The sequence below is a fragment of the Bifidobacterium sp. LH_230 genome, assembly GCF_056357555.1.
In genome coordinates, this window is sequence record NZ_JBKEWJ010000019.1 from 45,944 (window position 1) to 67,466 (window position 21,523).

Here is a 21,523-nt window from a genome sequence, read left to right on the forward strand (position 1 = left end):
CAGGCCGTGACTGAGTCCAGTTCACATCATGACGACTCGGTTACGGCCTTTTTCGTAACCACAACAACCGTAGCCGAGTCCGCGCTGCATCATAATGACTCAGGTACGGCCGTTCGCGATCTGACCGGCTCAGCGGACTGGCACCGATGGCCCGACAAGCCCTACGCGATGTCGATGCGGAAGACGACCGGCTTGTCGGTCTGTTCCAGACCGGGCACCGTCGCCGTGAGGCATGCGCCGTCGCGCGTCCATTCGACCGAGCCGTCGTGGCCGAGCACGCGGATGCCGGCGATCAGGCCGTGGAAGTCGGCGTTGTGCTCGGCGTCGCCGTCCTTGAGCTTGGTGAACCGGTACACCCCGTCCTTGGAGGATCGCATCGCGATCGCGTACAGCGCGGAACCGTTCACCGTATAGCGCACGTCGGCGGCGGTGAAATCCTTCCGATCGCCGTCCGAGAACTGGCCTTCGCGCACCACGGTCGGCCCTTCGCCGAACCGCTTCCACGGACGGCTGCCGTAGATCGCCTCGCCGTTCACGCGCAGCCAGTCGCCGATCTCCAACAGCACGGCCCGATCCTCATCGGCGATCGTGCCGTCCGGTTTCGGCCCGACGTTGAGCAGCAGGTTGCCGTTCTTGCTCACGATATCGACCAGATCGTGCAGGATGCTCGCGGCCGAACGGTAGTCGTTGTGCTCGGTGTAGCCCCACGAGTTGAGCGCGATCGACGTGTCGGTCTGCCAGTGGAACGGCTTGCATTCGGCCAGCACGCCGCGTTCCACGTCCGGGACCGCGGTGCCGAACATGAACGAGTCGTTCTTGTAGCAGATCACGGCACCGGTGCCCCACTCGTCGGCACGGTCGTAATAGTACGCGGCGAACTTCTTCAGGTACGGCTGAACCGCTTCATGCAGAATCCACCAATCGAAGTACACGATGCGCGGATGGTATTCGTCCACGATCTCGCAGCAGCGCAGCAGCCAGTCCTCAAGGAACTCGCGGGATGGCTCGGGCTTGCTGGCAAGATCGTAATGGTCCGGCTCGGGCATGGCCGGCCAGTAGAAATCGCCCCGATGGAGCGGCTCGTGGATGTCGCTGTCAAAGTCCTTGCCATGGCCCATGAAGAACCAGTGTTCGACGCGATGCGAGGATGCACCGTTGACCAGGCCGCGCTCACGGAACGCGCGGGTCAGTTCGCCGAGCACGTCGCGCTTCGGCCCCATTTCGGCCGCGTTCCAATGCGACAGACGACTGCGATACATCTGGAACCCGTCATGGTGCTCCGCGACCGGCACCACGTACCGGGCGCCAGCCCGCGCGAACAGGTCGGCCCACGCCTGCGGGTCGAAGTTTGGCGCGGTGAACATAGGGATGAAATCCTTGTAGCCGAACTCCTTCTGCGGACCGTACGTCGCCACATGATGCTTGAACTCGGCCGACCCCTGCACATACATGTTGCGCGAGTACCACTCGCTGCCGAACGCCGACACCGAATACACGCCCCAGTGGATGAAGATGCCGAATTTGGCGTCCTCGAACCATTCCGGCGTGCGATACTGCTGCAACGACGCCCAGTCGTCCTTGAACCGCCCGCCCGCGATCACCTCGTCGATCGCCGCGAGATCACGCCGCATATCCTCCGCAGTCTCCATATCCAGTCCTTTCTGCGAACGTCGTCACCGACATCGTAGGCACTAATCCGATCATGAACAACTTCATCCCAAACACCCTGCCGGACCCATATCCGGCCTCGAGACAGGCATATCTTGCAGTTGTAGGGCGTCCATCCAGGAGCCTTCGACCCTCGCATGTAAGAAAACGTTGGAAAATTAGCCATCTACAGAATCCTCCCCATCCAAGATCCTGCCATGCGCGGATGGCCATGCCCTACAACTGCAAAATGCCCGCTGGCATTCCACGCCATCAAGAGCTCCGCGGCCGCCCTTCTCTCTGGGAAATATGCGTTCAGCGACGGCCTTACACCGGAACGAGAGGAGGCCACACCTCCCCTATAGAGGGTATGAGGTCGCACACGTTGCGTCATGCCGCATACGCCCAGCACGCCCTCCATACGGAAATATGGCCCGGCGATATTCCGTATGAAATCACAAGCGAAATCACACGATAGGCAGCCTCCGCCCTACTGCGACCTTGCAACACGCCGCGCGCAGACCATTTTTCCACATACCCCGTTTCCGATGGCGCAACAAGGGTTTGTCCCGTACCGTGAGTTCATGGATACGATAACAACAGCAACAGATGCCAAGCCGGCCATCGGGGCCAATCGTTTTATTACGGAACAGCAGCTCATCACCATTCAGGCGCACGAATACAGCCGCTTGAACGAACTGGCCCGCAGGACCACGCTTCCTGTCATCGCCAGCCACACGTCAGCTTTACGGGTGCTCGGCATAGAACTTCCCGAACGGTATCATCCGGCCTTCGATCCCCGACCCATGCATATCGCCGTCGGATCGCACACCCAGCTCAGAACACTTCGCGACACCGCCATACATATGAACCATACCGAGGTTCTCGAAGATCATACCGTTCCTTGCGCGGCACTCTTTTCCTCCGTAGACGCGGAATTGGCGCTGATTCAGATGGCCGGCGTACTGGACATGTTGGAACTCGTCGTGCTTGGCGACTGCATGATGCGCAGGGGCGTGCAGCGCAGGACCACCAAGCGTGGAATGCTTCTCGCGGTGCAGAATGCCGGAGCATTCCATGGCAAAAGAAAGCTGCTGAAGGCAATCCCCCTCATGCGAAGCAACACGGACTCCTCCTATGAGACAAGAACCCGTATTGCCTTGGCCTGCCGAGGATTGGGCACAGCGGACGTGAATGCGGCAGTCACCACGGGGAGGGATACGCCCTGGTCCGTGGACATGGCATATCCCGAATTGATGGTTGCCGTCGAATACGATGGTCGATTCCATATGACCGACGTCTCCCAAGGAGAACATGACAAAGAAAAGCGCGGGAATATGCGCAGTCGGGGATGGGATGTGCACGAGGTCACCAAATCTCGTCTTGCCACGCCGGAATCCCGCGACATGCTCGCGGCCGACGTCGCGACGTCCTTCGGAAAGGCGCTGGACGTTCCTATTCATCCGCTGCCGTGCATTCCCCTCGAACAGTTAGCGGATCGCCGACGCAGACATAGGGCAGCCGGCTTGGAGATTCCGCAGCTGGAACGTCATTTTTCCAATCCGATGTAACGGGAATGTTCAGCAAGGACGCACCGGTAGGCGGCACTGACGCCAATAATCAGCCCATGCAGTTGGTTGGCGTCGCGTTCTGGGATGCGACATCCTCGGAACCGGCCACGAGGCTCCGTTCCGAGGATGTCGCATCCCAGAACGCACACCGCACCTCCGTCACGGACGTATCTTGCAGTTGTAGGGCATACGATCGGGAAAGACGGGGCACCGCCGTTCACACGGTCCACACAAAACGGCCATTTTCCAACGATTCACCAGAGCCGATACCTGACGCTTCACGCAGGAATGCCCTACAACTGCAAGATATGCCGTCACCAAGCCACATCCAGCCGTCGATGCGGTCTCATCCGATGATCGCCAGCCTACAACCGGGTCGGCAACAGGGCCGACCGATCCCCAACCACAAAGAGAGAAACCGCAATCATCACGCCGGCCCGTCAACACGCATCGGGCTACGCCAGATGCGTGTTGACGATGTTCTTCACCTTGCGCACCAGCGGCGACGTACCGATGTTGGTGAGCTGGATGTTGAGCAGGAACGTCGAATCGACCGCCGAATCATTCACGAAATACGTGCCCAGCCAGCCGTCCCAGCCATACTCGCCCTTGTGCGAGACCATGATCGACTTGCCCGGCTCCTCGACGATGCGCATGAACGTGTTGTAGCTGCACCCCGGCTGCCATTCCTCGAAATCGGGGTAATGCCGCGCGAACAGCGCGCCCGAGGTCATCATGCGCACGGTGAGCGGCTGCAGGATGCGCTCACCGCCGTATTCGCCGCCGTTGAGCAGCATGCGGCCGAATTTCGCGTAGTCGTCGATCGTGGATTTCAATCCCGCGCCGCCGGCCTGATACGCCGGGTCGCTGGTCGGCGCGTATTCGACGCCGAGATGGTCGGTGACGATCTCGCGCAGCGGCCCGCCCGCATTCGCCGGGTCGATCGGCGAGTTCGGATTGTCGTAGACCGCGGCGAGACGGCCGATCTTGTCCTGCGGCACGTAGAACGCGGTGTCGGTCATGCCGAGCGGCTCGAAGACCTCGTCGCGCAGGAAATCGCCGAACCGTTTGCCGGACACGACCTCGATGATTGCGCCGATGATGTCCGCGCTCGTGCCGTACATCCAGTGCGAGCCCGGTTGGAATCGCAACGGACATTGGCCGAGCCGGTTGGCCAGTTCGACCGTGCCCATCTGATTCGGCCCGTGCAGCCGGTCGTTGAGTTCGTCGAAGACCTTGCCGACGATGCGGCCGGCCTCGAAGCTCGCGTCGCCGTACGGGATGCCCGAGGTCATGGTGAGCAGATCCTTGACGGTGACTTCGCGGACGGCCGGGATGGTGCGCTCGCCGTCGCCGATGACCGAACCGGTTGACCCGGCCTGATCGGTGGGCACGTCGTTGGACAATGCGGCACCGGACTGACCGTCGGATGCCGTCGCACCATCGCGCTGAGCCGCTTCAGCCGGCGCGAATTCGGTGGTGACGCGCTGCCCTTTGAAGCCGGGCAGATATTCGCTGACCGGCGCCGCAAGATCGAGCAGCCCCCGCTCGACCAGGATCATCGCGGCCGTGCCAGTGACCGGCTTGGTCTGCGAGTACAGGCGGAAGATCGTGTCGCGGGTCATCTTCTCGCCGCGTTCGATGCTGCGCATGCCGGCTTCGGCGTACCAGCGCTCCTCGCCGTGCTGCACGGCCAGCATGTTCGCGCCGGCCACCTCGCCACGGTCGACCGCACGATTCAGCGCGTCCTGAATAAGTTGTTGTGCGTTCTCCATTGATGATTCCCCCCTTGTGTTTGGCAACAATATGCCACCGTTCGCAACGATTTGCAACGAATGATGCGCAACAGCGTTACGGCTGCCACAAATCACAGCGGCACACCACGAGCCCCGCGATCCACCGCAACAGCCGCAACAGCCGCAACAGCTCACGCGTACATATCGGGCAGCGTGTCGGCAAGCCGAATGAAGTCGTCGCGCACGAACCGCTTGAAGTCCTCGGCGTACTGCGAATCCGGCGCGGGCGTGCCGTACGCGCCGCTGCCGGCCGCCTCGGCGGAATTGCGCCACGGCAGATACCACATCACACGCCGGGTGCACTCGTTCGCAACGGCCGCGCTGAGCATGAACGTGGTCCACGGCGTGTCCGGATCGTCACCGAAGGCGGCCGCGAAATCGCGGGGCGAGCCGGTTTCGGTCGCGACGGCGATCTTGCCGCGTTCGCCGGCCAGTCGACCCGCACAGGTGAGGATGCGGACAAGCTTGTCATGCCGTTCGGTCGGATCGGCGGCATCCGGTCCATCCAACGGCTGATCGATGTCCCAGTAATCGTCGAGGCCGAGCACGTCCACGCAGTCGTCGCCCGGATAGCCGTACAGATAGCCGGCTTCCAGCGTCGCGTCGTCGGTCATGTCGATGCGGCTGCGGTCGGGCGAGTACACGTACAGCACGTTGTGCACGCCGCGTTCGTCGCGCAGATGCTCGACGGTCATGCGCCACAACGCCGCGTATTGTTCCGGCGCGGTGTCGGTCGGCAGCGCGGGCGAGCCGGGCGCCCACCAGAACCAGTCGCCGGTGTGCTCGTGGTACGGACGGAACACGATCGGGATCGGGTTGCCGTCGTCGTCACGCACCGAAGTGAGGAAGTCGGCGACCGCATCCAGCCACCCGAGATACTTGGCGTGCAGGTTGCCGCCCGGCAGTACGGCTGAAACGGTTCCGTCGGCCATGTTGTCGCCGTAGCCGCCTTCGGTGATCGGGTTGACCGAATGCCAGCTCAGGGTGACGATCGCGCCGAGATCGTAGGCACGGCGCATCTCGCGGCGGATGTCGGCGAACGGGATGTGGTCGATGTTCGCGTCCCAGCCGAGTTCGATGCGGCCCATGTCGAAACCGCAGACGGCCGGATATGAACCGGTTACGGCGAGGATGTCGGAGTCGACGTCGGCGACGTGATGGCAGAACGTGTCGTCCTGATGGCCGAACATGGCGAATTCGCCGGCGTGCGCGTGCAGCGCGTCGAACAGTGCGCGGGTGCGCGGATTAAGGTGCGGGTCGACCGGAGTCGGGGTTGTGGCTGGTGCCGCGGAAGATACCGGGGCGGACGTGGTCTGGTTGGTCATGGATGTGCTCTTTCGTTGGATGGTTGACGATGATTCACTGGTCGAACGTGCGTCGCGCGGTTGAGATGAGGTTCGGTGAACCGGAACGGGCTTGCGATCAACCACATTCGGGAGGCGCTGACGCCGGGAGGGGATGGCATCCGGCGTGCGGCCGGATGCCATGATTCGGTTGTTGCGATGGTTTGGCTGAACCGCTTACGACGTCAACCGAAGACGTCGACGGTCCAGTTGTCGAAGTCCGACGGTCAGATCGCTTCGATGTCGAGGACGATCGCCTGCATCGGCCACAGGTTGGGCAGTTGCAGGCCGATGTTGGCGAGCAGTCGGCCGGGCGCGACGAATCCGGACGGCTGCTGTGCGGCGGTGAGCCACTGCGGCGTCACCCATCCCCAGTGCGATTCGCCGATCTCGCGGCGCAGCCGCACACGATAGGTGCGCGCCGGGTCGAGTCCGGTGACGTAGAGCCGTTCGGCCAGCCAGTCGCGGATGTTGTCGGTGGTGGCGACGACCCACACGGCCCGCGTGCGGTCGGCGTTCACCACGCCTCGCGCCCGCAGCGACGGGTCCTTGAGATCGGCGTGCATGACGCGGCCGGTGTGCAGCACGCCGCGCAGTTCCTTGTACAGTGCGACGAACGACTTGAGCACGGCGATCTGATCGTCGGAACATTCGAGGATGTTCCATTCGAAGCCGGAGCAACCGGTTAAGGAGATCGCCGCACGATAGCTCAGATCGGTGGCGCGGGCCGTGGAATGGGCCGGCGACGGACCGACGTGCGCGCCGATCATTTCGGGCGGCACGATGAGTTCGGTCCAGCGTTGGATGTCGACGCGGTCGCGCGGATCGTTGGAGTCGGATGCCCAGATGCGGTCGGCGTGCTGCAGGATGCCGGCGTCGGTGCGTGCGCCGCCGGACGAGCAGCTTTCGATCTCGAGTCCCGGGAAGCGCGACTTCAGTTCGTCGAACAGGCGGTAGCACGCTTCGGTGTGCTCGTGCAGACCGAAACGGCCGTCGTGCATCGGTTCGGTGACCTCGCGGTTGTGGTCCCACTTGATGTAGTCCACGCCGAGCCGCTCGACCAGCGCAGCCATCTGGTCGCGCACATGCGCGTACGCGTTCGGATTGGCGAGGTCGAGCACGTACTGCGTGCGGTACGACAGGTCCTCGCGGCACGGAACCGCTTCAGGTGCGGCGAGAATCCAGTCCGGATGCTCGCGCGCCAGATCGGAGTCGAGGTTGACCATCTCCGGCTCGAACCACAGGCCGAACTCCATGCCGAGGCCGTGCACATGCTCCGCCAGTCCGTCGAGTCCGCCCGGCCAGACCTCCGGGTCGACCACCCAGTCGCCCAGGCCGCGCGTGTCGTCGCGACGCTCGTGGAACCAACCGTCGTCGAGCACGAACCGTTCCACGCCGACTTCGGCGGCACGATCGGCCAGACGCTTGAGCGTGGCCTCATCGTGGTTGAAATACACGGCCTCCCACGTGTTGAGCGTGAACGGGCGCGGCTTGGCGGCCGGGTTCACATGCCCCGGCAGCGAGCGCAGCCAGCCGTGGAACCGGTCCGCGATACCGTCGAAGCCGCGCTCGGAGTAGGAGAAGCAGACTTCCGGCGTGGTGTACGATTCGCCGGGCTGAAGGCGGATCTCGCCCGGCCCGAGCAGTTCGCCCGCGCCCAGAACCGGTTCATGTGCCGGCAGGTTGTCGATTCGGTACGTCTGGTTGCCGCTCCAGGCGAGATGGCACGCCCAGATGTCGCCGGATTGCGAGCGCGGCGTGCCGACCGAAGCGATGAACATCCACGGGGAGTCGTGGCCGGTTTTGCCGCGACGGCAATCTCGCGTGACTGAACCGACGGGCAGTGAAGCGGTTGAGGGCTGCTTTTCGAGCGGCCAGCGACCGGTGAACTGGGTGAGCGTATCGACGCGCTTGGGCATGGGCAGGGTCGCGTCGAGCCAGTTGACGGCGAGTGGTTCGGCGGCGTTCGCGACGGCGCGCGTTGCAGTCGACGATGCGGTCGGATCGGCGATATTGGTGATCGTGTGCCGCGCGATGACCAGACCGGAATCGGTGATGCGCAGCGTCGCGGTCAGTCGCAGACCGTTGACGTTGTCTTCCGCGGTGACGCTGATCGATGATGAATCGGTTGAGTTGCTGATGGACGTCCAGCGGGCGTACACCGGACGGCCGCCACGGCTGGCTTCCAGTCCGGCGCGTCCGGCCCAGCCTTCCGCGCCTTGCGGGATCAGCGACGGACGCCATGCCGCATCCGGCTTGTTCGGCGGCGTGTCCTTGAGCGTCATCGCGTCGAGCGCGAGCAGCGCGGATTCGTTCAGCGGGCAGTCCGGCGTCCCGGCCGTCGCGCAGCCGGCGCAACTGCCGTTGCCGATCACGCAGCCGCAGTCGTCCGTCTCTGCGACGAAGTCGCGGCCCCAGTATTCGACCTGCGGCATGTCGTCGGCCGGCGTTTTGAGGATCACGCATACGCCGCCGCCACGCAGCACCGCGTGAGGTCCCTGATCGAACATCGTTGTCTCCTTAGGTTTGGATGTGGATTGAGTATTGGTTTGGTACAACAGTTATGCAGACGGCCATCCCGGATGCTTGCAGGCTACAAGCCAGGTTAACCGCTTAAGATCGCGAGACGCGACGATGCCGGCAACGTATTGCAGCCGGCATCAGGAACACATCGTCGCCATCACCGGATTCGCCGCCGACGCTTCCCGCCGCTCTCCGATATGTCAGTTCCTAGCCGGAGCCGTGGTGCCGCGCACGCACAGCCGGTACGGTTCCTCCTGTTCGCTGGCGACGGACTCCTCCGCGATCATGCGCAACAGCATCCTCGCCGCCTGCCGGCCCGCGGCGACCACGTCACGGCTCATGGCGGTGAGGTTCGGATGCACGGCGGTGCACACGTATGAATCGTCCCACGAGACGATCGACAGATCGTCCGGCACGCTGATGCCGGCTTCTGCGGCGACATCAAGGCCGGATACGGCCATAACGTCGTTGTCGTAGACGATCGCGGTCGGCCGGTCTTCGTCCAAACCCAGCAGCCGTCGCGTCGCGTCCGCACCGCTTTCGGGCGTGTAATCGGCGTGCAGACAGCGATACTGTATGCCGAATTCCGTGGCGGCCTCGCCGAAGGCATGGTCGCGGATGAACGTGTGCCCAAGCGTTTCAGTTCCTGCGATTCGTGCGATGCGACGGTGGCCGAGCTGGTACAGATACTGCATGACCGTGCGGGCGGCCCCGGCATCGTCGCTCCACAACGCGGGCAGTCCGCCGCAGACCGTCGGAGAACCCAGCACCAGCGCCGGCATCTCGGGGTGCTGCTTGAGCAACGCCACTCGTGGATCGCCGAGTTCAAGGTTCAACGTGAGCATCGCGTCTGCGCTGCCGGTGGCGATCCAGTCGCGGATGATGGCGAGCTGTGCGTCCTGACTGTTGGCCAGTCGGATCAGCAGGGCGTAGTTGCGCGGTTCCAGTTCGGAGCCGAGGCCGGCGATGAGTTCCATCATGTAGGATTCGACGCCGAACAGCTTGGGATCGTAGGCGAGGATCAGGCCGATGCGGCGTGTGGTGGCGCGGGCGAGCGCCTGTGCGGCGCCGTTGGGCTTCCAGCCCAGGCTGTCAGCGATTTTCAGCACTTTGTCGCGGGTTTCCTCCGAGACGCCGGGCTTGCCGTTGAGCGCGTACGATACCGCGCTGTTCGAGACGCCGGCCGCCTTGGCGACATCCGTGATCGTGATTTTCTTTTGACTGGCCATAGTCCAACTACCTTGCTGAAATCGTCCTGATGGCCTCATCCTAGCAGACGCATCGACAAGGACACAACCGAAACACTAATGTTTTCAACAACATAAGCGCTTCAGTTACTCACCCGGTCATCATTGCGGCACGGCCCACTGCTCCCCCGCACAACCAACCGATACGGCGGTTCCGGCTCGATCCCCACCGATTCTCCGTCAAGCAGACGCAGGACCATGTCACCGGCCGTGCGCCCCACGGCGACCACGTCACGGTGCAGCGCTGTCATGTTGGGATCGGCGAATCTGCCGGCCGGAGTGTCTTCCCACGCGATGATCGACAGGTCGTCCGGCACGCGCACTCCCCGCTCGGTCGCCACCGCCATCGCGGCGAGCGCCGTCGTATCGGCGTCGCATACGATCGCAGTGGGAGGCTCGTCATCGTCCAGCAATCGTTCGCAGCACTCCCTGCCGACCTCACTGAGATATTTGCCATGCAGGCATACGCCGCTTAACCCGAACTCGCCGCACACCGTTTCGAATGCATGATCTCGATCACGCGTATGCGCGTATTCCTCGGGACCGGCGATGCGGGCGATGCGACGGTGCCCCTCGTCGTGCAGGTAGGTCACGATCTGCCGCATGCCATCCTCATCGGCGCTGTACAGCGTCGGCAATCCGCCGGTGACCGACTCCGGCGCGAGGAACAGCGCCTTGTCGCCGGGATTGTCCCGGAACAAAGCCAAGCGGGGATCATGTTCGGATACGTCCAGCACCACGCTGGCGTCCACGGCGCGTGACCCGATCCATTCCTCGTAGATTCGGCATGCGGCCTGCGCCCCATGCGTGGTCATGCGCAGCGTGACCGAATATCCGCGTTCGCCCAGCTCGGCGCTCAGGCCCGCGAGCAATTCCATCAGAAAGCTGCCGGCGCCAAGGCTTTCCTCGTCCTCCAGCAACAGCACCATGCCGACCGACATCGCCTGCGATTTCGACAGCGTTTTGGCGGCGTCGTTGGGTTGCCACCCCATCGACCGCGCGATGCGAATCACGTTGTCACGCGTTTCACGTGAAACACCGGGTTTGCCGTTGAGCGCATACGACACCGCGCTTTTCGAGACGCCCGCGGCTCTGGCCACATCCATGATGGTGATGGTGGGTCTCGGCATCGTCATCGCGTGCAACCTCCTGGAATATGGGTACGCCCCGGTCGGATTCATGGTATCGCCGATACCGTAAAACCGATCGGGGCGTCATATACGTTGCGCCGGGTTGTGACGCGGCGAAGCGGCTTACATCACACCCGGCATCGCTAGCTCAGCGCTTGAGGTCGTTGGCGCAGCGTAGCACGTTCGGCGCGGTGAACGCGGCCGGATCGGTCACGCCGGCGCCGGTCGTGATGTGCCAGGTCACCGATTCGCCGGGCAGCAGGCTGGCCATGCCGCCGTCGATGCGCGCGTCCTGGTCGACCTTGTCGACCATGCAGAACAGATCGCGAACGTAGGATCGCGCGGTGACGGTCAGGTCGTAGCCATCGTTGGCGGCGGACCGGGCAACGCTCGCGTCGAACGGCGTCGGGTCGAGCTTCTGGTCGATGACCTCGGCCGGGTTGTGGATCACGCGAGTGAACGCGGGACCGTCCACGCCGTCGGCCGCGACAGGTTCCGCGATCAGCAGTTCGTTTGCCGTGTCGCCGAACGTGGCGACGTCGGCCGCGATCGGCAGGCTGACGTGACCGGTCGCGTCGAGCGTCACGTCGAACGACTGCTCGGCCAACGTCCGGCCGTCGAGCGTCACGCGGCGCACGGTCCACGTGCCGCTCCACGCCTCTTGCGTGTCGTTGAGCACGACCAGTTCGAGATGGTCGGGCGCGACCGGCACGCCCTCCCAGCTATGCTCGGCGCGGTATCGTTCGTCCGAGCGAGGCTGGATCGTGGCGAAACGCGGCGCGAAGAAGTCGCGCGACGCATGCCACAGGGGCTTGCGGTGCCCGTAGTAGTCGACGGCCGCCCACGAGACGACCGGCCAGTCGTCGTTGAGCTGCCAGATCAGCGCGCCCGCGTTGACCGGTTCGAGCGAACGCATGTGCTCCACGCCGAAGCGGATCGCCTGCGCCTGCTGGAGCTGGCACGCCCAGTGCCAGTCCTCGATCGACGCCCACCGGTCGGTGGGGATGAGCCAGCTGTGCTCGCCGTCGGACGGCTTGCCGTTGACCACGCCGCCGTAGCTCACGTCGTCGATGCGGCCCGGGGTGAGGTGGCCGCGCATGCCGCGCGCGAGCTTGACGTTGCCGCCGGCCGCCTTCTGGTGCACGAGCATCTGCCTGCCGAACGGGTCGAGCGGCTCGTCATGCACGACGCGCGTGAGCGTGCTGAACGCGGGCGGCGCCTGGTAGCCGAACTCGTCGGCGAAGCGCGGCGTGTAGTCCGCGTACCTCGTGTAGTCGACGCGGTTCCACACATCCCAGATGTGCATGGTGCCGTCGCCGGACTTGTTCGCGTCCACGAACGGGGTGAAGCTCATCGGCGAGCTCGGCAGGTAGACGTGCGTCGGGTCGAGCTCGGCAAGCAGCTTCGGGAACAGCTCGCTGTAATACCAGTCGCCCCAACCCTTCTCGCCGTAACCGTACGCGTTCGCCGGGCGGTCGTCGTCGCGCAGCGCCTGCTTGAACCCGCCCCACTCCGCGTAGGCCACGTAGTTCTCGTTCGACCCGTTCCACACGATCAGGCTCGGGTGCGGGCTCAGGCGGTTGATGTGCTCGCGCGCCTCGGCCTCGATCTCGGCCTTCGTGTCGGCGTCCTCCGGATACGCGGCGCATGCGAGCATGAAGTCCTGCCAGACCATGACGCCCAGCTCGTCGGCCAGATCGTAGAAATCATCGGACTCGTAGATGCTGCCGCCCCACGCGCGGATCATGTTCGAGTTCGACTCGACCAGATCCGCGAACCGCTGCGCGTAGAACGCGCGGTCGCCACGCGACAGGAACGCGTCGATCGGCACCCAGTTGTAGCCGCGCGCGTGCACCGGCACCTCGTTGACATAGATCTGGAACGGACGGCCGTCCGCGTCCGCACGCGTGTCGACACGCGTGGTACGGAAGCCCACACGACCGGTCCACGTCGCCGCCGGCCCGCCATCGGCCGACGCGGCGGCACCGGCCGTCACGGTCACGTCGTACAACGGCTGCCCGCCATATCCAAGCGGCCACCACAGCCGCGCATCCGGCACGACCGCGGTGATCGTCGCACTGTCGCGACCGTATTCGACCTCGCCGGCCACCTCAACCGCTTCAGTCAGTCCCGGACCGGCAATGGTCACCGTGACCGGCACCGGCTGCTGGCCGGTATGCGCGTCGCCGGAACCCATCACGCGGCCCTTGCCCTCGCGTTCGATCTCGACCGTGGTCGTGAGCACGCCGGCACCATCGGAGCGCACGTCGACCAGCGGGCGGACGGCTTTGAACCGCACGCCCGACCACGAATCGATGCCGATCTCGCGCCACATGCCCGCGTTCGCCACGTCGATGCCCCAATCCCAGCCGAACTGGTAGCTCGGCTTGCGCAACTGGTTGAACGCGTGATGCTCGGTATGCGGGTAATAGCCGAGCTCCCGCTCTCGGCGATCGGACTCACGCACCGACGACGCGAACGTGACCGTCAGCGTGTTCGCGCCCTCGCGCAACTGGCCGCGCGCGTCCCAGCGGTACGAGCGGTGATAGTTCTGCGCGAACCCGACAAGCTGTCCGTTAAGCGTTACAGTAGCGACCGTATCCAATCCGTACGCGACGAGATCATGCCGAGCCTTGCCGTCCGCATGCCATTCGAACGTCGTCTCGAACTGCCAGTCGACATCGCCGATCCACTGCTGACGGTTCTCGTTGTCGCCGTCGAACGGCTCGTCGATCAGCCCGGCACGCAGCAAATCCAACGTCACCTCGCCGGGAACGACCGCCGGAATACCGGCCGAGATCGCATCACGCACCGACTCCGGCGCAACCTGCGGGTTAAGAGCACGGACCATCCAGCCATCGCTGATCGCCGCAAACGTATTCGGTGTATGGGTCATGTCAGACATCCTTATCTCATGTTCCAAAAGTATGGCTGCACCATCCAGATACCGCCATATATCAGCATATTAAGCGCTTAAGTAAATACTATATCGCCACGTCGGGAAAGACAACAGGCCGACGGCATGTCGCCGCCGGCCCGCCATCGCGCAACGCAACACCACACCGCATGTCAAGCGCAGACAGCCAGCCGCATCACGCGGCCGTCCGCTGCGCCTCGCGCAGCTCGCGCAGACGCCGTTCCGGATCGGGCGCGGCCCCGATCAGCGTCTTCGTGTACTCGCTCTTCGGGTGCAGAATCACGTCGTCCGCCGGGCCCCGCTCCACGATCTCACCCGTGCGCATCACCATGATCTCGTCCGAGAAATGCCGGGCCGTGGCCATGTCATGCGTGATGTACAGCACACCGAGGTTCTCCTCGCGCTGCAGCCGCGCCAGCAGGTTGAGCACGCCCAGACGAATCGACACGTCGAGCGCGGAGACCGGCTCGTCGGCGATGAGGATGCTCGGCTCGGGCGCGAGCGCACGCGCGATCGCGACGCGCTGGCGCTGACCACCGGACAGTTCGCCGGGCAGACGCTTGGCGAAATCCTCGCCCGGCGTCAGGCGCACACGGTCGAGCAGCTCGATCACGCGCTTATGCACCTCCTCGTTGCTCATGCCCGGGTGGTGCAGCTTCATCGGGCGGGCGATGTGGTGCTCGACCGTATGGAACGGGTTGAGCGAGGCATACGGGTCCTGGAATACCATCTGCACGGTTTTGCGGAAGATGTGGTCCGCCTTGCGCCCGTGGTGGTCCACCGGCTTGCCGTCGATCAGGATCTGGCCCTCGGTCGGCACCTCCAGACCGAGGATCATCTTCGCGATCGTCGACTTGCCGGAACCGGATTGTCCGACCAGCGCGACGGTCTTGCCCGACTCGAGCGTGAAGCTCGCGTGGCTGACGGCCGTGAACTTCGTAGTCTTCAGCCCCGCGCGCAGGTCGAACTGCTTGGTGACGTCCCTCAATTCAAGCGTGGTCATGATGATTCACTCCTTGGTGGCGAACGGCGAGCTGCCTTCCGCCAGATCTTCTGAACCGGTTCGGATGAAGTCGCCGCGCTCGCCGGTCAGCGACGGGAAGCTGGACAACAGTTTGGCCGTGTATTCCTGCTGCGGGTTGGTGTACAGGCTCATCGCGTCGTTCATTTCGATGATCTCGCCCTTGCGCATCACGGCGATACGGTCGGAGATCTCGAGCAGCAGCGGCAGATCGTGCGTGATGAAGATGACCGCGAAGCCGAATTCGTCCTTCAGCCTGGTGATCTCGCGCAGGATCTCGCGCTGCACGACCACGTCGAGCGCGGTGGTCGGCTCGTCCATGATCATGACCTGCGGGTCGAGCGCCATCGCCATCGCGATCATGACGCGCTGGCGCATGCCGCCGGACAGCTCGTGCGGGTAGGCGTTGAGACGGTTGCGGTCCACGCCGACGCGCTCGAGCAGCTCGCCGCATTTGTCGAGACGCTCCTTGCGGCTCATGTCCGGGCGATGTGTGGTGAACACGTCGCCGAGCTGGTCCTTGATCTTCTTGACCGGGTTGAGCGAGTTCATCGCGCCCTGGAAGACCATCGAGATCTTCTCCCAGCGGAACATGCGCAGGTCGTCGCCTTCGAGCGCGCGCACATCGATCGGGTAGCCTTCGCGCGAGTTGAAGACCACGCGGCCGGACGTGATGACCGCCGGCGGCTTGAGCAAGCGGTTAATGCCGTATGCGAGCGTGGATTTGCCGCAGCCGGATTCGCCGGCCAGGCCGAGGACCTCGCCGCGGCCGAGCTTCAAGTTGACGTGCTTGACGGCCTGCACGGTTTTCTCGGCGCGGTATTCGACGCAGAAGTCGTCGACTTCGAGCACCGGGTCGGTTTCGTAGACGGGCGGCAGCACGTTGGTCGGCACCTGTGCGGATGCGACGGCTGCGGACGCGGGCGTGCCGGACACGGACGCGGAGGTCACTGAAGCGATTGCGTTGCGATCTGTTGCGGTGGTCATGCGACTGCCTCCTTGGCTGCGACGGAAGCGACAAGAGGAGCGGCGACCGATGCCGGCACGAACGCGGCGTCGGACTTGGCCTTGCCGGCCTTCTCCTCGAGCTTCCATTTCTTGATCTGGCTGCGGGTGGCGGCCTTGAGCTTCGGGTTGACGATCTCGTCGACCGAGAAGTTGATCAGCGCGAGCGCCGCGCCGAACAGGGCGATGCACAGTCCCGGCGGGATGAACCACCACCACGCGCCGAGAATCAGCGCCATGCCGTTCTGCGCGTAGTAGAGCATCGTGCCCCACGTGTACGAGTCGGTCGCGCCCAGGCCGAGGTAGCTCAGACCGGCCTCGCCGAGGATGGCGGCGATGATCGCGCCCATGGCCTGCGAGGCGAGCAGCGGGATCAGGTTCGGGAAGATCTCGACGAACAGGATGCGCCACGGCTTTTCACCGGCCACGCGGGCGGCGAGCACGTAGTCTCGCGAGCGCACCGACATCGTGAATCCGCGCAGGACTCGCGACGGGCCGGCCCACGAGGTCAGGGCGAGCACGCCGGCGACGAGCACGCTCGACTTGTTCGGCATGTAGCTGGCGATGACGATCATGAGCGGCAGGCCGGGGATGACGAGCATCACGTTGCTTAGCAGCGAGAACGCCTCGTCGGTCGCGCCGCCCACGTAGGCGCCGAGGATGCCGAAGAAGCTGGAGAGTGCGACGGCGAGCACGCCGACGGTCAGACCGATGAACAGTGATCCGCGGCAGGCGTAGGCGAGCTGGGCGAACACGTCCTGGCCGGTCTGCGTGGTGCCGAGCCAGTGCTGCGCGCTCGGCGCGGTCAGACCGATGTCACTGACCTTGTTCGGATCGTCGACGAAGAACGGCACGAAGATCGCGAACGTGGCGATGACGATGACGATCGTCAGGCCGACGGCCAGTTTCGGCGTCATCGGCGGGAGCATGGAGTCGGCGCGCGACTTGCGCGGTTTGCGCGGCGCGTGTGCGGTACGGGTTGCGGTAGTCATTTCGATCAGTCCTTTCTCGAGCCCGACTCAGCCTTGGGCGCGGGTGCGCGGGTCGATGAAGCCGTAGATCAGGTCCATGAACAGGTTGGCGCCGAGCACGGAGACCGTGATGATCATGAAGATGCCCTGCATGAGCGCGTAGTCGTTGTTCTGCACGGCGGTCAGCAGCGCGAAGCCGATGCCCGGGTAGGAGAACACGGATTCGGCGACGATCGAGCCGGCCACGACGAAGCCGAGCGAGATCGCGAAGCCGGAGATGGACGGCAGGATCGCGTTGCGGGCAGCATACGAGGTCATGATCCGGCCGCGAGACAGGCCCTTCGCCTCGGCGGTCAGGATGTAGTCCTCGGACAACGTGGCGACCATCATGTTGCGCATGCCGAGCATCCATCCGCCGACCGACGAGAGCACGATCGTGATCGCCGGCAGCGTGCCGTACTGGATGACCGAGCCGATGAACGCCCAGTTCCAGCCGGGCGTGACGCTCCACACGTCGTAGCCGCCGAACAGCGGGAAGATCGGGTTCTTCAGTCCGAAGAAGTACAGCAGGATCAGCGCGAGCCAGAAGTACGGAATCGACTGCAGCAGCGTGGTCACGGGGATCAGGTTGTCGATCCACGAGCCACGCTTCCAGCCGGCGATCGTGCCGAGCAGCGTGCCGATGAGGAACGCGAGGATCGTGGAGATGCCGACGAGGCCGACGGTCCACGGCAGGGTGCTGCCGATCACGGACGCCACCGAGTTCGGGAAGTACGTGACGGATACGCCGAGGTCGCCGCGGAAGATGTTGCCGAAGTAGTTGAGATACTGCCTCCACAGCGGCACGGACGAGTCGGAGCCGAGCATGAGTTCGATCGCGTGGCGGGTGGCCGGGGTGACCTGGCCCTTCTGCGCGAGCTTGGAGATGAGCTGGTCGACGGGGTTGCCGGGCATGATGCGCGGCAGGAAGAAGTTGAGCGTGAGGGCCGCCCACAGGGCGATGGCGTAGAAGCCCAGTTTTCTCAGGACGTATTTCATGGATGTTCCTTTGCTGTGTCGCTGAACCGGTTCACTGCTTCGGTTCGAGATGCTGCAGGATGATGCCCATGTCCCACGCCTTCCATGCGGCGGGCAGCGCGTACATGTCGTCTTCGGTGGGCCAGCCGGTCACCTTGTCGGTGTTGAACTCGGTGAGCATCGAGTTGATGTAGACCGGGATGTACGGCACGTCGTTGGCGATCTCCTGCTGGACGATCGCGTACTGCGCCTTGCGCTCGTTCTCGTCCTCGGTGGCCGCCGCGGCCTCGATCGCGTCGTCGACCTTCTGGTTCGAGTAGCGCGCGTAGTTCTGGCCGCCGGACGTCTCGCCGACCTTGACCATCTGCTCGGAGTGGTAGCGCGGGTTGTACGTGTAGTACGGGTCGGAGGTGACGCCCAGGCCGAGCGAGTCGAGGGAGAGCTGGTAGTTGCCCTTTTGCTCGTTGTCGTTCCACTGGTTCCACGCCATCTGCGTGGAGACGATCTCGATGCCGAGCGGCTTGAGCTGCTGCTTCAGCGTGTCGTTGATCAGGATGTAATCGGACCAGCCGGCGACGGTCTGGATCGTCATGCTCAGCTTCTCGCCGTTCTTGTAGCGGTAGCCGTCCTTGCCCATCTTCCAGCCGGCGGCTTCGAGGATCTGCTTGGCCTTCTCGGCATTGGCGGTCTCGGGCGTGTACTTGAGGTCGCTGTCGGCGATCCACTTCTCGTCACGGTCGGGCATGAGCATGGTCGGCGATCCGATCGCGCCGGAGCCTGCGCCGGCGAGCTTGTTGAGCTGGGTGCGGTTCATGCCGTAGTAGATGGCCTGTCGCACGGCGGTGTCGGTCTGCGGTCCCTTGCAGCCGGCGGCCGCGTTGGAGCAGGTCATGACGACGGTGGTCAGTCGCGGCGTGTTCACCGCGGCGATGCGCGGGTAGTTCTCGAGCAGCATCTTGTAGCTGGGGATGTACGCGCTCATCCAGTCGACCTGGCCGGCCATGAGCGTGCTGGTGGCGGCGGAGGCGTCGTTGAGGGCGATGTAGCGCACGCCGTCGATCTTGGGCGAGCCGCCCCAATAGTCCTTGAACGCGTCGAAGCTGAAGGACTGGTTGGTGAACTTGCTGAGTTTGAACGAACCGGTGCCGATCGGGTTCGAGTTGGTGTAGTTCATCGGGTCCTTGACGTTCTTCCAGATGTGCTCGGGCACGATGGCCTGGCCGCCGAGGATGCCGCCCTCCTGCATGTAGGCGCCCTTGAATTTCGCCGGATTCTTGCCCTTGTCGAAGATGATCCTGACGTGGTTGTCGTCGATGACCTCGGCGGTGGCGGCGGTGCCGTTGGTGTTGAGCGCCGGGGTGTTGTGGATCAGGTTGAAGGTGAAGGCGACGTCGCGGGCGGAGAACGGCTCGCCGTCCTGCCACTTGACGCCCTTGCGGGTGGTGACGGTCATTTCGGAGCCGTCCTTGTTCCACTCGTAGCCGGTGGCGAGCATCGGTTTCGGGTCCTCGTCGGAGGCGAGGTTGTACCAGTAGAGCGTTTCGTAGATCACGCCCAGCGTTGGGCTGAGCGCCGTGGGAGAGAACGGGTTGAAGTTCTCGTTGAACGTGCCGGTCGATCCGTTGAAGATACTGACCACGGTTCCGTCAGCGGCGGTGCTCGACGACCCACTGCCGCACGCCGCGACGGACATCAGGGAGGCGATTGCGGCCACCGCGGCGATCGCTCGTCGCAGGGTCTTCCTCACATTCGACGTCATCGTCAATCCTTTCGATTGATTTGATTTGTTCCGACGCCGGCGTCCGCGCCGGCAGCTCCATCGGTCCGTCGTCCACCAATCGGCATCCGCACTGTCTTCGTTGGATACCATCAATCAACTTAACCGGTTGAGTAATGCCACTATAACACAGCTTTACTCAACCGGTTAAGTTCACTCATCTCGGCGTGTCGTGCCGTTAGCCGCCCCCATTTGCTCACGCCCCCCTAAACCTCGCATCCGCCCAAACCGCTAACCCAACCCGCACATCCCCCAGCACAACCAGTCACCAGCGAAGCAACTCCCCCCAACGAATCCCACGCGTCACCCCATAAAAACACGGCATCAGCGAGGCAAACCACAGGCCCAATCTGCGATGCGCCCCGCAAAGCACCACACCGGCGAAGCGTCTCGCGAACACCTCCGCCAAACCGCCCCGCAAAGGCAATACCAGCGAGGCCGGCCACGGAGCCCATCCGCAAATCACCCCGCAAAGGACAGTATTAACGGGGCAACCCACGGATGCTCTCACCAAATCGCCCCGCAAAGAACCGCATCAGCGAGTCATATCGCGGAGACCTTCGCCAAGTCGCCCCGCAAGAAACAGTGTTAGCGGGGCAGAACGCGGACATCACCCGTGCACCGCCCCGCAGGAGAGCCCCCAGCAGGGCAGATCACGGATGAAATCCGCAAACCGCCCCACAAAAGGTAGTACTATCGAGGCAATTCGCGGCCCCAATCCATACATCGCCCCGCGAAAAATAGCCTCAAACAGAGAAAACCACACAATGACGCCCACAGCTCACTTCGCAACAAGCGACGCGCCGAGTCAGACCACAGGCGCCCCAAAAACCGTTAGGCAAGAATAGCTACAACGGAGCAAGCCACCTGAGCACCTCTCAAAGCGCCCCGTAACAACAACACAGCGGGGCAAACCACAGGTTCAACCTGCGATTCACCCCGCCAAAAGGCCACTCAGCAAGGCCGGTCACGGAACCCATCCGCACACCGCACCGCAAAACACCACATCAGAGAGGCGACCCGCGAGCCTCTCCACCAAGCCGCCCCGCAAGAAACGGTGCTAGCAGGGCAGAACACGGACATCATCTATGTGTCACCCCGCAGGAGAGCCCTCAACCGGGCAAACCACCTGAGCGCCTCTCAAAGCGCCCCGTAACAACAACACAGCGGGGCAAACCACAGGTTCAACCTGCGATTCACCCCGCCAAAAGGCCGCTCAGCAAGGCCGGTCACGGAACCCATCCGCACACCACACCGCAAAACACCACATCAGTGAAGCGACCCGCACGCACCTCCACCAGACCGCCCCGCAAAAGGCCACTCAGCGAGGCATGTCCCGGAACTTATCCGCACATCGCCCCGCAAAGCATGCCTCCAGCGGGGCGGTTCCCGGATGAGTTCCGCGCATCGTCCCGCACAGACCCATCCAGCGGGGCAACCCACTGATGTGACCTGGTTTTTGTTCCGTGTTTTATCTCATTGATGGGAGACTAGGAACATGACCGGAAAGACTCGTTATACGAAGGAGTTCCAGGCGAGGGCGCTCAGGCTTCTGGAG

Annotated in this window: 13 protein-coding genes; 1 reads left to right on the forward strand and 12 read right to left on the reverse strand. The window is 63.8% G+C overall.

What is annotated here, in order from left to right; translation table 11 throughout:
- Nucleotides 1-161 precede the first annotated feature (161 nt).
- Nucleotides 162-1,649 (reverse strand): alpha-L-fucosidase, encoded by a 1,488-nt coding sequence (locus AC1A0G_RS09370; RefSeq protein ID WP_476529189.1) that lies wholly within the window; start codon nucleotides 1,647-1,649, stop codon nucleotides 162-164.
- 582 nt (nucleotides 1,650-2,231) lie between these two features.
- On the opposite strand from AC1A0G_RS09370, the gene AC1A0G_RS09375 reads away from it, so the two are divergent.
- Nucleotides 2,232-3,218, forward strand: a complete 987-nt coding sequence (locus AC1A0G_RS09375; protein WP_476529190.1) for a hypothetical protein — start codon at nucleotides 2,232-2,234, stop codon at nucleotides 3,216-3,218.
- A gap of 455 nt (nucleotides 3,219-3,673) precedes the next feature.
- Here AC1A0G_RS09375 and AC1A0G_RS09380 read toward each other — a convergent pair whose 3' ends face one another.
- The 11 genes from AC1A0G_RS09380 to AC1A0G_RS09430 all read right to left on the reverse strand — a co-directional run bounded on the left by AC1A0G_RS09380 (nucleotide 3,674) and on the right by AC1A0G_RS09430 (nucleotide 19,947).
- Nucleotides 3,674-4,993 carry a serine hydrolase domain-containing protein gene (locus AC1A0G_RS09380; protein ID WP_476529192.1) on the reverse strand — a complete coding sequence of 440 codons (1,320 nt, stop codon included), beginning with the start codon at nucleotides 4,991-4,993 and terminating at the stop codon, nucleotides 3,674-3,676.
- A gap of 152 nt (nucleotides 4,994-5,145) precedes the next feature.
- Nucleotides 5,146-6,339 (reverse strand): glycosyl hydrolase, encoded by a 1,194-nt coding sequence (locus AC1A0G_RS09385; protein ID WP_476529194.1) that lies wholly within the window; start codon nucleotides 6,337-6,339, stop codon nucleotides 5,146-5,148.
- 245 nt (nucleotides 6,340-6,584) lie between these two features.
- Nucleotides 6,585-8,867: an alpha-galactosidase gene (locus tag AC1A0G_RS09390; RefSeq protein ID WP_476529195.1), complete on the reverse strand. Its 2,283-nt coding sequence runs from the start codon at nucleotides 8,865-8,867 to the stop codon at nucleotides 6,585-6,587.
- A gap of 213 nt (nucleotides 8,868-9,080) precedes the next feature.
- Nucleotides 9,081-10,109, reverse strand: coding sequence for a LacI family DNA-binding transcriptional regulator (locus tag AC1A0G_RS09395; protein WP_476529197.1), 1,029 nt, complete (start codon nucleotides 10,107-10,109; stop codon nucleotides 9,081-9,083).
- A gap of 101 nt (nucleotides 10,110-10,210) precedes the next feature.
- Nucleotides 10,211-11,263: a LacI family DNA-binding transcriptional regulator gene (locus AC1A0G_RS09400; protein ID WP_476529199.1), complete on the reverse strand. Its 1,053-nt coding sequence runs from the start codon at nucleotides 11,261-11,263 to the stop codon at nucleotides 10,211-10,213.
- A gap of 142 nt (nucleotides 11,264-11,405) precedes the next feature.
- On the reverse strand, nucleotides 11,406-14,153 hold the full coding sequence (locus AC1A0G_RS09405; protein ID WP_476529201.1) for a glycoside hydrolase family 2 protein: 2,748 nt from the start codon (nucleotides 14,151-14,153) through the stop codon (nucleotides 11,406-11,408).
- 196 nt (nucleotides 14,154-14,349) lie between these two features.
- Nucleotides 14,350-15,177 (reverse strand): ABC transporter ATP-binding protein, encoded by an 828-nt coding sequence (locus AC1A0G_RS09410; protein ID WP_476529203.1) that lies wholly within the window; start codon nucleotides 15,175-15,177, stop codon nucleotides 14,350-14,352.
- A 6-nt stretch (nucleotides 15,178-15,183) separates the two neighbouring features.
- Nucleotides 15,184-16,182, reverse strand: coding sequence for an ABC transporter ATP-binding protein (locus AC1A0G_RS09415; protein WP_476529204.1), 999 nt, complete (start codon nucleotides 16,180-16,182; stop codon nucleotides 15,184-15,186).
- Nucleotides 16,179-17,192, reverse strand: coding sequence for an ABC transporter permease (locus tag AC1A0G_RS09420; RefSeq protein WP_476529206.1), 1,014 nt, complete (start codon nucleotides 17,190-17,192; stop codon nucleotides 16,179-16,181). Before AC1A0G_RS09420 ends, AC1A0G_RS09415 begins: the two co-directional genes overlap by 4 nt.
- A 27-nt stretch (nucleotides 17,193-17,219) precedes the next feature.
- Nucleotides 17,220-18,209: an ABC transporter permease gene (locus AC1A0G_RS09425; protein WP_476529208.1), complete on the reverse strand. Its 990-nt coding sequence runs from the start codon at nucleotides 18,207-18,209 to the stop codon at nucleotides 17,220-17,222.
- A 31-nt stretch (nucleotides 18,210-18,240) separates the two neighbouring features.
- The gene (locus AC1A0G_RS09430; protein ID WP_476529210.1) at nucleotides 18,241-19,947 is read right to left on the reverse strand and encodes an ABC transporter substrate-binding protein; all 1,707 of its coding nucleotides are present in this window, start codon (nucleotides 19,945-19,947) and stop codon (nucleotides 18,241-18,243) included.
- Between the last annotated feature and the right edge of the window lie 1,576 nt (nucleotides 19,948-21,523).

Coding starts and splice junctions, on each gene's coding strand:
- AC1A0G_RS09370 (WP_476529189.1), bottom strand. CDS start 1,649: ATGGAGACTGCGGAGGATATGCGGCGTGATCTCGCGGCGATCGACGAG.
- AC1A0G_RS09375 (WP_476529190.1), top strand. CDS start 2,232: ATGGATACGATAACAACAGCAACAGATGCCAAGCCGGCCATCGGGGCC.
- AC1A0G_RS09380 (WP_476529192.1), bottom strand. CDS start 4,993: ATGGAGAACGCACAACAACTTATTCAGGACGCGCTGAATCGTGCGGTC.
- AC1A0G_RS09385 (WP_476529194.1), bottom strand. CDS start 6,339: ATGACCAACCAGACCACGTCCGCCCCGGTATCTTCCGCGGCACCAGCC.
- AC1A0G_RS09390 (WP_476529195.1), bottom strand. CDS start 8,867: ATGTTCGATCAGGGACCTCACGCGGTGCTGCGTGGCGGCGGCGTATGC.
- AC1A0G_RS09395 (WP_476529197.1), bottom strand. CDS start 10,109: ATGGCCAGTCAAAAGAAAATCACGATCACGGATGTCGCCAAGGCGGCC.
- AC1A0G_RS09400 (WP_476529199.1), bottom strand. CDS start 11,263: ATGACGATGCCGAGACCCACCATCACCATCATGGATGTGGCCAGAGCC.
- AC1A0G_RS09405 (WP_476529201.1), bottom strand. CDS start 14,153: ATGACCCATACACCGAATACGTTTGCGGCGATCAGCGATGGCTGGATG.
- AC1A0G_RS09410 (WP_476529203.1), bottom strand. CDS start 15,177: ATGACCACGCTTGAATTGAGGGACGTCACCAAGCAGTTCGACCTGCGC.
- AC1A0G_RS09415 (WP_476529204.1), bottom strand. CDS start 16,182: ATGACCACCGCAACAGATCGCAACGCAATCGCTTCAGTGACCTCCGCG.
- AC1A0G_RS09420 (WP_476529206.1), bottom strand. CDS start 17,192: ATGACTACCGCAACCCGTACCGCACACGCGCCGCGCAAACCGCGCAAG.
- AC1A0G_RS09425 (WP_476529208.1), bottom strand. CDS start 18,209: ATGAAATACGTCCTGAGAAAACTGGGCTTCTACGCCATCGCCCTGTGG.
- AC1A0G_RS09430 (WP_476529210.1), bottom strand. CDS start 19,947: ATGACGTCGAATGTGAGGAAGACCCTGCGACGAGCGATCGCCGCGGTG.